The sequence below is a fragment of the Pseudomonas gessardii genome, assembly GCF_001983165.1.
Lineage (GTDB): Bacteria > Pseudomonadota > Gammaproteobacteria > Pseudomonadales > Pseudomonadaceae > Aquipseudomonas > Aquipseudomonas gessardii.
The window spans coordinates 122,483-137,106 of record NZ_MNPU01000010.1 but is presented as its reverse complement, the minus strand read 5'-3'; the positions used below and the strand labels follow the sequence as shown (position 1 = coordinate 137,106).

Annotated in this window: 11 protein-coding genes; 8 read left to right on the top strand and 3 right to left on the bottom strand. The window is 61.2% G+C overall.

Going from position 1 to position 14,624, the window contains the following annotated elements; translation table 11 throughout:
* The first annotated feature begins 374 nt into the window (after window positions 1-374).
* From glpD to BLL38_RS10015, 8 genes are all read left to right on the top strand, one after another.
* Window positions 375-1,913, top strand: a complete 1,539-nt coding sequence (glpD, locus tag BLL38_RS10050; RefSeq protein WP_076962431.1) for a glycerol-3-phosphate dehydrogenase — start codon at window positions 375-377, stop codon at window positions 1,911-1,913.
* 320 nt (window positions 1,914-2,233) lie between these two features.
* Window positions 2,234-3,166 (top strand): glutamate/aspartate ABC transporter substrate-binding protein, encoded by a 933-nt coding sequence (locus BLL38_RS10045; RefSeq protein ID WP_076962430.1) that lies wholly within the window; start codon window positions 2,234-2,236, stop codon window positions 3,164-3,166.
* Between the two features lie 192 nt (window positions 3,167-3,358).
* The gene (locus BLL38_RS10040; protein ID WP_076962429.1) at window positions 3,359-4,105 is read left to right on the top strand and encodes an amino acid ABC transporter permease; all 747 of its coding nucleotides are present in this window, start codon (window positions 3,359-3,361) and stop codon (window positions 4,103-4,105) included.
* Window positions 4,105-4,776 carry an amino acid ABC transporter permease gene (locus BLL38_RS10035; protein ID WP_076962428.1) on the top strand — a complete coding sequence of 224 codons (672 nt, stop codon included), beginning with the start codon at window positions 4,105-4,107 and terminating at the stop codon, window positions 4,774-4,776. Before BLL38_RS10040 ends, BLL38_RS10035 begins: the two co-directional genes overlap by 1 nt.
* Complete coding sequence (locus tag BLL38_RS10030) at window positions 4,773-5,507, top strand: amino acid ABC transporter ATP-binding protein (RefSeq protein WP_076962427.1); 735 nt, start codon at window positions 4,773-4,775, stop codon at window positions 5,505-5,507. The genes BLL38_RS10035 and BLL38_RS10030 overlap by 4 nt, the downstream gene beginning before the upstream one ends.
* Window positions 5,508-5,669: 162 nt before the next feature.
* Entirely contained in the window at window positions 5,670-7,571 is a 1,902-nt protein-coding gene (aauS, locus tag BLL38_RS10025; protein ID WP_076962426.1) for a two-component sensor histidine kinase AauS, read from the top strand.
* Window positions 7,568-8,908 carry a two-component response regulator AauR gene (aauR, locus tag BLL38_RS10020; RefSeq protein WP_076962425.1) on the top strand — a complete coding sequence of 447 codons (1,341 nt, stop codon included), beginning with the start codon at window positions 7,568-7,570 and terminating at the stop codon, window positions 8,906-8,908. The genes aauS and aauR overlap by 4 nt, the downstream gene beginning before the upstream one ends.
* A gap of 10 nt (window positions 8,909-8,918) precedes the next feature.
* The gene (locus BLL38_RS10015) at window positions 8,919-9,257 is read left to right on the top strand and encodes a GlpM family protein (RefSeq protein ID WP_076962424.1); all 339 of its coding nucleotides are present in this window, start codon (window positions 8,919-8,921) and stop codon (window positions 9,255-9,257) included.
* Window positions 9,258-10,284: 1,027 nt separating this feature from the next.
* Here the strand turns inward: BLL38_RS10015 and BLL38_RS10010 are convergent.
* From BLL38_RS10010 to BLL38_RS10000, 3 genes are read right to left on the bottom strand one after another with little or no spacing between them, the layout of a single operon-like run.
* The gene (locus BLL38_RS10010) at window positions 10,285-11,682 is read right to left on the bottom strand and encodes a sigma-54-dependent transcriptional regulator (protein WP_076962423.1); all 1,398 of its coding nucleotides are present in this window, start codon (window positions 11,680-11,682) and stop codon (window positions 10,285-10,287) included.
* A complete protein-coding gene (locus tag BLL38_RS10005; protein WP_076962422.1) occupies window positions 11,672-13,450 on the bottom strand; it encodes a sensor histidine kinase in 1,779 nt (592 codons plus the stop codon). The genes BLL38_RS10010 and BLL38_RS10005 overlap by 11 nt, the downstream gene beginning before the upstream one ends.
* A complete protein-coding gene (locus BLL38_RS10000; protein ID WP_076962421.1) occupies window positions 13,447-14,574 on the bottom strand; it encodes a GNAT family N-acetyltransferase in 1,128 nt (375 codons plus the stop codon). The genes BLL38_RS10005 and BLL38_RS10000 overlap by 4 nt, the downstream gene beginning before the upstream one ends.
* Window positions 14,575-14,624: the final 50 nt, after the last annotated feature.

Genomic DNA, 14,624 nt, shown 5'->3' with positions numbered 1-14,624 from the left:
CTAGCTTCTTCATGCGATACAACCGAATCAGGCTCCACAGCTACAACAACTACCTGTCGCCAATAGCCATGGAGCAAAAAGCGGCATAAACACCGTAATCGGTGTCCGGGATGACTTGACCAGTTCAAGCCCGCTCCCACAGGTTGAACACATTCCAAATGTGGGAGCGGGCTTGCCCGCGATGGCGGCCTAAAGGGCCACAACTCTCTTGAGCCAACACAAGGCTCAATGTTCACAATTCTTCCTTTCCCTACCCTTCGATGAGTTTTTTCAATCGAATTCGACTGGCTGCGCCCGCCTTTATAAGCTACCATTTTCGCAAACGAACATTAATGTTCAAATTCAAATATAAATAAAGATCGCGAGGCCAGCCGATGACCCCTTCTACCTTGCCTGCCCCACCCCTTGCCGAAGTCTATGATGTTGCCGTTATCGGCGGCGGGATCAATGGCGTGGGCATCGCGGCAGATGCGGCCGGGCGCGGCCTGTCGGTGTTCCTTTGCGAAAAGGATGACCTGGCCAGCCACACCTCGTCCGCCAGCAGCAAGCTGATCCATGGCGGCCTGCGCTATCTTGAACATTACGAATTCCGCCTGGTGCGCGAAGCCCTGGCCGAACGCGAAGTGCTGCTGGCCAAGGCCCCGCACATCGTCAAGCAAATGCGCTTTGTGTTACCCCATCGCCCACACCTGCGCCCGGCCTGGATGATCCGTGCCGGCCTGTTCCTGTATGACCACCTCGGCAAACGCGAAAAGCTCGCAGGCTCCAAAAGCCTGAAGTTCGGCGCCGACAGCCCGCTGAAAAGCGAAATCACCAAGGGCTTTGAATACTCCGATTGCTGGGTCGATGACGCACGCCTGGTGGTGCTCAATGCCATGGCCGCCCGGGAAAAGGGCGCGCATATCCACACCCAGACCCGCTGCGTCAGCGCCCGCCGCAGCAAGGGCCTGTGGCACCTGCATCTGGAGCGCACCGATGGCAGCCTGCTGTCGATCCGCGCCAAGGCCCTGGTGAATGCGGCCGGCCCGTGGGTCGCCAAGTTCATCAAGGATGACCTCAAGCTCGATTCGCCCTACGGCATCCGCCTGATCCAGGGCAGCCACCTGATCGTGCCGAAGCTGTACGAAGGCGCCCATGCGCACATCCTGCAGAATGAAGACGGGCGTATCGTCTTCACCATTCCGTACCTCAATCACCTGACCATCATCGGCACCACCGACCGTGAGTACACCGGCGACCCGGCGAAAGTGGCGATTACCGAGGGTGAAACGGACTACATGCTCAAGGTGGTCAATGCCCACTTCAAGCAGCAACTGAGCCGCGACGATATCGTGCACACCTATTCCGGCGTGCGCCCGCTGTGCAACGACGAGTCGGATAACCCATCGGCCATCACCCGCGACTACACCCTGGCGCTGTCCGGCACCGGCGAAGAAGCGCCGATCCTGTCGGTATTCGGCGGCAAGCTGACCACCTACCGCAAGCTGGCGGAGTCGGCCCTGGCGCAACTGGCCCCCTACTTCCCCCATATCAAGCCAAGCTGGACCGCCACCGCGAGCCTGCCCGGCGGCGAAGACATGAGCACGCCTGAAGCCCTGGCCACGGACATTCGCAGCAAGTTCGAGTGGATTCCCAGCGAAATCGCCCGTCGCTGGTCCACCACCTATGGCAGCCGCACCTGGCGCCTGCTCGAAGGCGTGCAAGCGCTGGCCGACCTGGGCGAACACCTGGGTGGCGGCCTGTACACCCGGGAAGTCGACTACCTGTGCGCCGAAGAATGGGCGACCCAGGCCTACGACATCCTGTGGCGCCGCACCAAACTGGGGCTGTTCACCACCCCCGAGGAACAGGAAAACCTGCAGCGTTACCTGATCAAGGTCGAGCAGAACCGCAGCAAGATCGAAGCGGCCTGATGCACCCAGCCCCTGCACCGAAAGGTCCAGGGGCTTTTTTTGGCGCGGGCACTGTACGCAAACTCCTACAGATTCGGTTTTCCGAACGTGATACCACCCCCTATTCGGTTTGCCGGACTTAAACCCCGGATAAACCCCGTCACATAAAGTTAATCACTATATAAATCATATATTTATATCTTTATTCACAGTCTGGCACGACTCATGCTCTACACTTGGGACGTGTTTGCCTGAGATGCTTCAGGAGCCGTCACAGGCATTCGCTGTATCGAAAGAGCCGTCCAGGCTTCATAAAAAAAACAAATGTCGAGGAAGTATTGATGCGTATCGTTCCCCATATTTTGGGCGCAGCTATTGCTGCCGCTCTGATTAGCACTCCCGTCTTCGCCGCCGAACTGACTGGCACACTGAAGAAAATCAAAGAGTCGGGCACCATCACCCTGGGCCACCGCGACGCCTCCATCCCGTTCTCCTACATCGCGGACGGTTCCGGCAAGCCAGTGGGCTACTCCCACGACATTCAACTGGCCATCGTCAAAGCGGTCGAAAAAGACCTCGGCATGAAGGAAGGCGAGCTGAAGGTCAAATACAACCTGGTCACCTCGCAAACCCGTATCCCGCTGGTGCAGAACGGCACCGTGGACGTTGAGTGTGGCTCCACCACCAACAACGTCGAGCGTCAGCAACAAGTCGACTTCTCCGTCGGCATCTTCGAAATCGGTACCCGTCTGCTGTCCAAAAAGAACTCGACCTACAAGGATTTCGCTGACCTCAAGGGCAAGAACGTCGTAACCACCGCCGGCACCACGTCCGAGCGCATCCTCAAGTCCATGAACGCTGACAAGCAAATGGGCATGAACGTTATCTCCGCCAAAGACCACGGTGAGTCCTTCCAGATGCTGGAAAGCGGCCGCGCCGTTGCCTTCATGATGGACGACGCACTGCTGGCCGGTGAAATGGCCAAGGCCAAGCAGCCAACTGACTGGGCCGTGACCGGCACGCCACAATCCTTTGAAATCTACGGCTGCATGGTTCGCAAAGGCGATGCTCCGTTCAAGAAGGCTGTGGATGACGCCATCGTCGCCACCTACAAGTCCGGCGAAATCAACAACATCTACACCAAGTGGTTCAGCTCGCCGATCCCACCAAAAGGCCTGAACCTGATGTTCCCGATGAGCGACGAACTCAAGGCCCTGATCGCCAACCCGACTGACAAAGCGGCTGACGACAAAACGGCTGAAAAAAAGTCCTGATTCCGAACTAACCTTATCTCCTGAGGGAGCCAACCCTCCCTCAGGCGTCTGTTACTACCTGCTGGCATTATTTGGAACACTCGACCTGGCGGTTTCCGAGCCGATCGCGTGTGCCTGACGTTCACCGTCAGGCGGGAATGGATCTTCCCCAAGCGGGTGCTTGTACATCGATCGATTTCGGGGGAGACCCTAATGAATTACAACTGGGACTGGGGCGTATTCTTCAAGTCCACCGGCGTGGGCAGCGAGACCTATCTCGACTGGTTCATCTCCGGTTTGGGCTGGACCATCGCCATCGCCATCGTGGCCTGGATCGTCGCCTTGCTACTGGGCTCGGTATTGGGCGTGATGCGCACGATGCCTAATCGCCTCGTGGCCGGCATTGCCACCTGCTACGTGGAACTGTTTCGTAACGTGCCCCTGCTGGTTCAGCTGTTTATCTGGTACTTCCTGGTGCCCGACCTGCTGCCGCAAAACCTGCAGGACTGGTACAAACAAGACTTGAACCCGACCACCTCGGCCTACCTGAGCGTTGTCGTGTGCCTGGGCCTGTTCACCGCCGCCCGCGTATGTGAACAAGTGCGTACCGGTATCCAGGCGCTGCCCCGTGGCCAGGAAGCCGCCGCACGCGCCATGGGCTTCAGCCTGTCGCAGATCTACTGGAATGTGCTGCTACCCCAGGCCTATCGGATCATCATTCCGCCGCTTACCTCGGAATTCCTCAACGTCTTCAAGAACTCCTCCGTGGCGTCCCTGATCGGCCTGATGGAACTGCTGGCACAAACCAAGCAAACCGCCGAGTTCTCGGCCAACCTGTTTGAAGCCTTCACCCTGGCCACGCTGATCTACTTCACCCTGAACATGAGCCTGATGCTGCTGATGCGCGTGGTCGAGAAGAAAGTCGCCGTGCCCGGCCTGATTTCCGTGGGGGGCAAATAATGGACTTCGATTTCAGCGGTATCATCCCAGCCATGCCCGGCCTGTGGAACGGCATGGTCATGACCTTGAAGCTGATGGTCATGGGCGTGGTCGGCGGCATCATTCTCGGTACTATCCTGGCCTTGATGCGCCTGTCCTCCAGCAAGCTGCTGTCGCGCGTGGCCGGCGCCTACGTGAACTACTTCCGCTCGATCCCGCTGCTGCTGGTGATCACCTGGTTCTACCTGGCGGTGCCGTTCGTGTTGCGCTGGATCACAGGTGAAGACACGCCGATTGGTGCGTTCACCTCCTGCGTCGTGGCGTTCATGATGTTCGAGGCGGCGTATTTCTGCGAAATCGTGCGGGCCGGCGTGCAGTCGATCCCCAAGGGCCAGATGGCCGCCGCACAAGCGATGGGCATGACCTACGGCCAGACCATGCGCCTGATCATCCTGCCCCAGGCGTTCCGCAAGATGACCCCGCTGCTGCTGCAGCAGAGCATCATCCTGTTCCAGGACACCTCGCTGGTCTACACCGTGGGCCTGGTGGACTTCCTCAACTCCGCCCGTTCCAACGGCGACATTATCGGCCGCTCCAATGAGTTCCTGATCTTCGCCGGTGTCGTCTACTTCATCATCAGCTTTGCCGCCTCGCTGCTGGTCAAGCGTCTGCAAAAAAGGTTTGCCGTATGATCTCTATCAAGAACATCAACAAGTGGTATGGCGACTTCCAGGTGCTGACCGATTGCAGCACCGAGGTCAAGAAAGGCGAAGTGATCGTGGTGTGCGGGCCGTCCGGCTCGGGCAAGTCCACTCTGATCAAGTGCGTCAACGCCCTGGAACCGTTCCAGAAAGGTGACGTGGTAGTGGACGGCACCTCGATTGCCGACCCGAAGACCAACCTGCCGAAACTGCGCTCGCGCGTGGGCATGGTGTTCCAGCACTTTGAACTGTTCCCGCACATGACCATCACCGAAAACCTGACTGTCGCGCAGATCAAGGTGTTGGGCCGCAGCAAGGAAGAAGCCACCAAGAAAGGCCTGCAACTGCTGGAGCGCGTGGGCCTGTCGGCGCACGCCCACAAGCATCCCGGCCAACTTTCCGGTGGTCAGCAGCAGCGCGTGGCGATTGCCCGTGCCCTGGCCATGGACCCAATTGTCATGCTGTTCGACGAACCGACTTCGGCCCTGGACCCGGAGATGGTCAACGAAGTACTGGACGTGATGGTGCAACTGGCCCAGGAAGGCATGACCATGATGTGCGTAACCCACGAAATGGGCTTTGCCCGTAAAGTGGCCGACCGCGTGATCTTCATGGACGCCGGCAAGATCATCGAAGACTGCCCGAAAGAAGAGTTCTTCGGCGACATCAGCGCCCGCTCCGAACGTGCGCAGCACTTCCTCGAGAAAATCCTGCAGCACTAAGCACGACACAGCGTCCACTGTAGAAACCGGGCCCTGTGGGAGCGGGCTTGCCCGCGATTGCGGAATATCAGTCAACCTCTCTGTGGCTGACCTACCGTCATCGCGGGCAAGCCCGCTCCCACACGGTTCCAGGCAAGCGCTGGTTGACCCAAGGCATCTGTGATGAAATGCGACCCCACCCTCTATCGCGCCGCACCGCCATCCCTTGCCGTGAAGCCTCGTCTGATTCGCCAACTGTTCCTGCCGCCCCTGATCATCCTGTTGATGATCGGCCTGGGCTTTATCGGCTTCTGGACCAGCGAGCACTACGGCATCCGCACCCTGGGCGAGAACGGCGAGCGCCAGCTGGAGCTGCATGCGCGCACGGTCGAGAGTGAGATCAGCAAGTACACCTACCTGCCCAGCCTGCTGGAGCTGGAATCCAGCGTCTCCAAGCTGCTGGCCGACCCGACCCCGGAACACCGGCAAACGGTTAACGACTACCTCGAAGGCCTGAACCGGCGCAGCCGCAGCCGGGCGATTTATGTGATGGACACCACCGGCCGCGTAATGGCCACCAGCAACTGGCGCGATGTCGACAGTTACCTCGGTGAAGACCTGTCGTTCCGCGCCTATTTCCAGAATGCCGTGCGTGGCCAGCCAGGGCGTTTCTATGGCATCGGCAGCACCAACGGCGAACCCGGCTACTACCTGGCCCATGGCCTGGAAGAACGCGGCAAGATCATCGGCGTGGCGGTGGTCAAGGTGCGCCTCGAAGCGTTGGAAGAACGCTGGCAGCGCGCGCGCCTGGAAGCCTTCGTCAGTGACGAGAACGGCATCATCATCCTCTCCAGCGACCCGGCGCGCCGGCTCAAGGCGGTGCGCCCACTGAGCGACGAGACCAAGGAACGCCTGGCCCGCAGCCTGCAATATTACTGGGCGACCCTTAACGAACTGCAACCCCTGGCCCGCGAGCACCTCAACACAGGCACCGAAAAACTGACCTTCCCGGCCAACAGTGAAGTGGTGGCCGACGACCGGGAAGTCACCTACCTGGCCCAGACCCGGCCCCTGAACGACACACCGTGGAACTTCACCCTGCTCACCCCGCTCAACGACCTGCGCCAGGCCGCGATCAACCAGGGCATCCTCGTCGCGGTGGCCTTTGCCCTGGTGGCGTTCCTGCTGATTGCCTGGAATGAGCGGCGCAAAGTGATCGCCACGCGCCTGGCCGCCCGCGAGGCCTTGCAAGAGGCCAATAACCAGCTGGAGCGGCGGATTGCCGAACGCACAACCGACCTGCGGGCCAGCAACGAACGGCTCAAGGCGCAGATCCGCGAACGGCGCCAGGCCGAAGAAACCCTGCGCCGGGCCCAGGACGAATTGGTCCAGGCCGGCAAGCTGGCGGCCATCGGCCAGATGTCCACCAGCATCGCCCATGAACTGAACCAGCCCCTGGCGGCCCTGCGCACCTTGTCCGGCAACACCGTGCGCTTCCTGGAACGCGGGGCCCTGGATACTGCCAGCACCAATCTCAAGACCATCAACGAACTGATCGACCGCATGGGCCGCATCACCGCCAGCCTGCGCTCGTTTGCCCGGCGCGGTGACGACCAGGGCGAAGCCAGCCTGGGCAAGGCCGTGGACGCCGCGTTCCAGGTGCTGGGCAGCCGCCTCGACAGCCTGCCGTTGACCGTGCACCGCGGCTTCAGCCAGGCCATGCTGCAGATCGACCAGACGCGCCTGGAGCAGATCCTGGTCAACCTGATCGGCAACGCCCTGGATGCGATGCACGCCCAACCCACCCCCCAGCTGTGGCTGGAAAGTGACAGCAGCGAAGGCAAATACCGCCTGCGGGTGCGAGACAACGGGCATGGCATCGACCCGGAGACCCGCAAGCACTTGTTTGAACCCTTTTTTACCACCAAACCCGGCGAACAAGGGTTGGGCCTGGGCCTGACCCTGTCGGCCAGCCTTGCGGCGGCCACCGGCGGCAGCCTGGCCGTCGAACATCCGGCTGCGGGTGGTACAGCCTTTGTCCTGAGCCTGCCCCTGGCAGGCCATCAACCCGGCGAGTCGATATGAACAGCCAACCCAACACCGAGCTGACCGTGCTGATTGTCGAAGACGATCCCCATGTGTTGCTCGGCTGCCAGCAAGCTCTGGCCCTGGAAGATATTCCCAGCGTCGGCGTGGCCAGCGCCGAAGAGGCCCTTAAACGCGTCGGCGAGAACTTTGCCGGCATTGTGATCAGTGATATCCGCCTGCCCGGCATCGACGGCCTGGAGTTGCTGACCCGCCTCAAGGCCCTGGATAAAAGCCTGCCGGTGGTGCTGATCACCGGCCACGGCGATATTTCCATGGCCGTGGGCGCGATGCGCAACGGCGCCTATGACTTCATGGAAAAACCCTTCTCCCCGGAACGCCTGGTGGACGTGGTGCGCCGCGCCCTCGAACAGCGCGGCCTGGCCCGGGAAGTGTGGTCGCTGCGCCGGCAACTGGCCGAGCGTGACTCCCTGGAAGGTCGGATCATCGGGCGCTCGCCGGCGATGCAGAACCTGCGTGAATTGATCGCCAACGTCGCCGACACCTCGGCCAACGTGCTGATCGAAGGCGAGACCGGCACCGGCAAGGAACTGGTCGCCCGTTGCCTGCACGACTTCAGCCGCCGCCACGCCCACCAGTTCGTGGCCCTGAACTGCGGCGGCCTGCCGGAAAACCTGTTTGAAAGCGAGATTTTCGGTCACGAAGCCAACGCCTTTACCGGCGCGGGCAAACGGCGGATCGGCAAGATCGAACATGCCCACGAAGGCACATTGTTCCTCGACGAAGTGGAAAGCATGCCGATGAACCTGCAGATCAAACTGCTACGGGTCTTGCAGGAGCGCACCCTGGAACGCCTGGGCTCGAACCAGAGCGTGGCGGTGGATTGCCGGGTGATTGCCGCCACCAAGTCCGACCTCAACGAATTGAGCCGCGCCAACCAGTTCCGCAGCGACCTGTACTACCGCCTGAACGTGGTGACCCTGGAACTGCCGCCGCTGCGCGAGCGTCGCGAAGATATCCTGCAGCTGTTTGAACACTTCCTGCAGCAGTCCTCCCTGCGCTTCGACCGCATCGCCCCGGAGCTGGACAACCAGACCCTGTCCAGCCTGATGAGCCATGACTGGCCCGGTAACGTGCGTGAACTGCGCAACGTCGCCGAACGTTTTGCCCTGGGCCTGCCGGCCTTCAAGAAAAGCGGCACCAGCCCCGACAACCATGGCCTGGCCTTTACCGAAGCGGTGGAAGCCTTTGAACGCAACCTGCTCAGCGACGCCCTGCAACGCAGTGGCGGCAACCTGACCCAGGCCAGCCTGGAACTGGGGATGGCCAAGACCACCCTGTTCGACAAGGTCAAGAAATACGGCCTGAGCCACTAAGGAGCCATACGTGGATTTAGTCTTCAAGGCCGCCCTCGGTGCGGCGGTGGTCTTGCTCCTGGCCGTACTGGCCAAGACCAGGAACTACTACATCGCCGGCCTGGTGCCGCTGTTTCCGACCTTCGCGCTGATCGCCCACTACATCGTCGGCAAAGGCCGCTCGGTGGACGATCTGAAGACCACCATTGTGTTCGGCATGTGGTCGATCATTCCCTACTTTGTGTACCTGGCGACCTTGTATGTGATGGTCGACCGCATGCGCCTGGAGGCCTCGCTGGCAGTGGCGGCGTTGGCGTGGTTGATGGCGGCGACGGTGCTGGTCAGCGTGTGGGTGCGGATCCATGCCTGACCCCATGGTCTACCTGCAAACCGAGTTGCCCGCATCGCAGCCTCGCTAAAGCTCGACAGCTCCCACATTTGATCCGCGTGGTTCCCAGGATTCTGCGCACTGTCTGTCGAGCCAAATCCCTGTGGGAGCTGTCGAGCCCCGGCGAGGCGGCGATGGGATCGACTCGGTACACCTGCAAAACCGAGTTGCCTGCATCGCAGCCTCGCTAAAGCTCGACAGCTCCCACATTTAATCCGGGGGATTCCCAGGGCTCTGCGCACTGTCCCTTGTCGGTCCGAATCCCTGTGGGAGCTGTCGAGCCCCGGCGAGGCTGCGATGGGATCTACTCGGTACATCTGCAAAACCGAGTTGCCTGCATCGCAGCCTCGCTAAAGCTCGACAGCTCCCACATTTAATCCGGGGGATTCCCAGGGCTCTGCGCACTGTCTATCGAGCCGAATCCTTGTGGGAGCTGTCGAGCCCCGGCGAGGCGGCGATGGGATCGACTCGGTACACCTGCAAAACCGAGTTGCCTGCATCGCAGCCTCGCTAAAGCTCGACAGCTCCCACATTTGATTCGTGTGGTTCCCAGGATTCTGCGCACTGTCTGTCGAGCCGAATCCCTGTGGGAGCTGTCGAGCCCCGGCGAGGCTGCGATGGGATCGACTCGGTACACCTGCAAAACCGAGTTGCCTGCATCGCAGCCTCGCTAAAGCTCGACAGCTCCCACATTTGATCCGGGTGACACTCAGGGCTCAGTGCACTGTCCCTTGTCGGTCCGAATCCCTGTGGGAGCTGTCGAGCCCCGGCGAGGCGGCGATGGGATCGACTCGGTACATCTGCAAAACCGAGGTGCCTGCATCGCAGCCTCGCTAAAGCTCGACAGCTCCTATATTTAATCCGTGTGGTTCCCAGGATTCTGCGCACTGTCTGTCGAGCCGAATCCCTGTGGGATCGACTCGGTCCACCTGCAAAACCGAGCTGCCTGCATCGCAGCCTCGCTAAAGCTCGACAGCTCCTACATTTGATCCAGGGGGATTCCTAGGATTCAGCGCACGATCTTGTCGATCTGGATCCCCAGCTTTTTCAAGCGGTACCAGAAGCTGCGCTCGGAGATGCCGATCCTCGATGCCGCTGCCGCCTGTACGCCATTGCTCTCTTGCAAGGCTGCCAGGATGTAGGCTTTTTCTGCCTCGGCCAGTGCTGCGTCCAAGTCCTGAGGCACGCCTGGGCCTTCGCTGAGGATTGTCGTCACATCCCGCTCGGTCGGCTGGGACGCGAACAGATAGGCTGGCAAGTCGATATCTTCAATCACCGGGCTGGCGGCGACGATGGTCGCGCGCTCTACGCAGTTTTGTAGCTCGCGGATATTGCCCGGCCAGTTGTAGGCGGCCATGGCCTGCAAGGCGTCGGGGCTGAAGCCGGTGATGCGCTTGCCGGCGTTGGCGCTCAGGCTGCGGGCAAAGTGGCGGGCCAGTGGGGCGATGTCTTCGACGCGCTCGCGCAGGGCGGGCAGCGGGATCGGGAATACATTGAGGCGGTAGTAGAGGTCCTCGCGAAACGTCTTGTTCGCCACCGCTTCCAAAAGGTTCTTGTTGGTGGCAGCGATCACCCGCACATCCACCTTGCGCTCGCGTGGGTCGCCCACCGGTTCGATCACCCGCTCCTGCAAGGCGCGTAGGATCTTGGCCTGCAAGGCCAAGGGCATATCCCCCACTTCATCGAGAAACAGCGTGCCCTTGTCGGCCTGCATAAAGCGCCCTACCCGGTCAGCCACGGCGCCGGTAAACGCGCCCTTGCGATGGCCGAACATTTCGCTTTCCAGCAAGCCTTCGGGGATCGCCGCGCAGTTGACCGCCACAAAGGGCTTGTCTGCACGGTTGCCATGCTTGTGAATGGCGCGGGCAACCATTTCCTTGCCAGTGCCGCTTTCGCCGGTCAGCAGGATCGTCGCGCTGCTCTCGCGTACCGAGTCCACCGCCTGCAGCACCCGGCGGAATGCCGGGCTATCCCCCACCAGGCTATCGAACTGCGCGTGCTCATCGAGCTCGGCGCGCAGCCGTGCGTTGTCGCGCATGATGTCGCGAAACTGCAAGGCCTTGGCCACGGTGATGTCCAGCTCGTCGATATCGAAGGGCTTGGCAATGTAGTCGTAGGCGCCGTTGCGCATCGACTGCACGGCATTTTTCACGGTGCTGTAGGCCGTCATCACGATCACCGGCAACTGCGGGTAACGCACCTTGATCTCGGCCAGCAGTTGCGGGCCGTCCATGCCGGGCATGCGCCAGTCGCTGATCACCAGGTCGATCTCTTCCTGCTCCAGCACCTTGAGCGCATGCAGGCCATTGCCGGCGATAAACACCTGGATATCGTTCTGGCTCAGGGCCGACGACAGCAAGTCGCAGAGCTTGGGCTCGTCGTCGACCACCAATATGTTATGTGTCATGACTGTCCTCGTCGTCGCCGTCATCTGCACCGTTGGCCGGAATGTACAAGGTGAAGGTGGCCCCGGCATCTTTCTCGCTGGTGCATTCGATGCGGCCATCGTGACTTTCCATGATCGAATAGACTTTCGCCAGGCCCAGGCCGGTGCCCGAGGCCTTGGTGGTGACAAAGGGGGTAAAGATCCGCTCGATCATTTCAGGCGGGATACCCTGGCCGCTGTCGCTGATGCTGATCACCGTGGAGTACCCGGCACGGCTGATGCTTAAGGTCAGGCGCCCGCCCTGGGGCATGGCGTCGATGGCGTTGAGGATCAGGTTCAGGCACGCCTGCTTGAATTGCTTGGCGTCTACATACAGGGTCGCGCCGGGCGCCTGGTCATCGAGGTGCGCGTCGATGGCGTGGCTGGCCAGTTCCGGCGCGCAAAAGCCAAGGATTTCCTCCACCAACGGCCGCGCCAGTTGCTGGCTGCGCAGCGGCTCGCTGGGCTTGGCGAAGTCGAGAAAGTCGGTGATCAGGTCATTGATCCGGCTGACTTCGCTGATCACGTATTCCAGGTGGCGCTTGTCGGTCTCCGGCAGGTCCGTGCGGCGGTGCAGCAGCTGGGTCGCGGTCTTGATGATACCCAGGGGGTTGCGGATTTCATGGGCCAGGCCCATCGCCACTTCGCCCAGGGCATGCAGGCGGTCGCGGCGGCGCAGTTGGGCTTCGAGGTGATGCAGCTCACTCAGGCGCTCGGTCATATGGTTGAAGGTGCTGCTCAGTTGCGCCAGCTCGTCGCCGCCAATGACCGCCACGCGGTGCTGGTAGTTGCCGCTGATCACCGCGCTCACGCCCTGGGACAACTCACGCAGTGGCCGGGTCAGGTGCCGGGAGACCAGCACACCGGCGCCCAGGGACAAGGCGGAGCTGAGCAGGAAGATCAGCACAAACAGATTGCTCTGGTTCACCAGCCCCACCAGGCTGGTGTGGCGCAGCAGGCCGCTGAAGATCACGCCCTGCAACTCGCCGGTGTCATTGAAGATCGGCCAGTACAGGCCGCTGTAGTTGCTGGTGAACTGTTCGCTGGGCTGCTTGGTGCTGCGCAGCAGGGTTTCCACGGATTTCGGCACGCGGGTCGGGTGGTCTTCAAAACGCTGGGTGGAGAAGATCTCCGAGAAACCATCGGTATTGGCCAGGTACAGGCGCAAGTCCAGGGAGTGCACCTCGGCGACACTGGTCAGGAAACTGCTGTCCAGGTAGGTGCCGACCAGCAGTTCATAGTCGACGCCATCCTGGCGGGTCGCGAAGGTGGAGATCACCACGCCGGTGGCCACGCCGCCGATCTGCACGGTTTGCAGCACCGCATTGGGTGCCAGGCTGATCTGGTTCACCACCTCATCGTCGACGGTACTGAACATCACCTTACGGTCGTCAAGACGGATCAGCGTCACCACGTCGATATCGGTGGCGCGGGCAATGTCGGCAATCAAGCGGTCGTGTCGCGCCGCTTCCTGGCTGGAAGGCGAGCGCACATACCGCAGGAAGATCTGCGCCACACGGGCGTTGTCGTGCAGGATGTCACTGACTTCGTCCTTGACGATACGGGTCGACTCTTGCAGCCAGATGCGCACGTTGCTGTCGAAAATCTGCGACAGGGTGGTGGCCGCCAGTTCGGCGGCGATCATCGTCGGGATCACCGTCACCAGCCAGAACGCCAACACCAGCTTGCGCTGCAGGCTCCAGCGGGAAATGGCAAACGGGCGGGTTTTCTGGCGGGTTCTGGCGGTCATCGGGTTTCGCTTATTGCAGCAGCCATGGCAGGGTCGGATCGGTCCGGGCGAATAAATATTTTTACCAGCTTGAGCAGGGTGTCGAGCAGCCGGTTACGGTGCTGGAAGAACAGCGTATTGCCGGCAAACTCACAGCCCAGACGTAGCTTACTGGCATACCCGGCCTGCCCGCACTCATACAACGCAATATTGTGCTCGATGCAGTAGGCGACGTTGGCCAGCCAACTGCGAAAGTACAGGTTATGTTCGCGGCTGTGGGCCAGGTCATGGGCAAAGAATTTGTCGATCAACCGGTGCTGGTCCAGCAGTACCAGGTTGAACGCCACCAGTTGCCCATCCACCCAGTAAAGTACACAGCGCGCCCGTTGTTCAAGCCGGGCAAGCACCTGGCTGAAATACCCGGCGGGCAGGCGTTCAAATTGCAGGTCGGCGCGGGCCAGGGTCGCTTCGTAGAGGCGCATGATGTCCGGCAGCACGTCATCGACATTGTCCCGCCACTCCACCTGTGGCCCCGGCGCACGCAGCTTGCGCCGCAGGTCCTTGCGCGTGGATTTGCCCAGGGAGCCCAGGTAGGCATCCACCGAGCCGTAGGGCAGCGGCAGCAACCCGGTGGGCAGGCTCGGCATGCTGTGCAGGCCGGCGGCCTGGCAGCTGTCGGCCCAGTCCTGGTCCCGGGTCGGGGCATCCTTGACCGCCAGCAGGCCGATGCCGAATGCATCGGCGTCCCGACGCGCGGCGACCAGTAGTTGCTCCAACAGCACCCCGCGCCGCGCAGCGGGTACATGGCTGGCGACACCGGCATGGCATTGCTCGGCCACCGGCGAGCCGATGGCGTACAGGCCCAGCCGCAAAACCCCGGGCCGCCAGCGCTCCAGGCGTTGGGTAAAGCGTTTGGCGATGCCCGACACGGTGGTATCGAGGCGGTAATGGGTGATGAACGCCGGGGCGGCCGCCAGCAGTTGCCCGTCCTCATAGAGGGCCAGGTAACGCCATTGGAAGTCGTCGATGGCGGCGTTTTCCACGGCGACGTAGTAATCCCAATCTTCCAATGCCAGGGGAAAGCAGTCATTCCAGGCACTGCGGTCGATGGCTTGGATAGTTGAATAGGCTTTAGTGCTGATCACAGCGCTTCCTTCATCTAAAAACACCGCGTAAACCAGACCATATGCGTCAT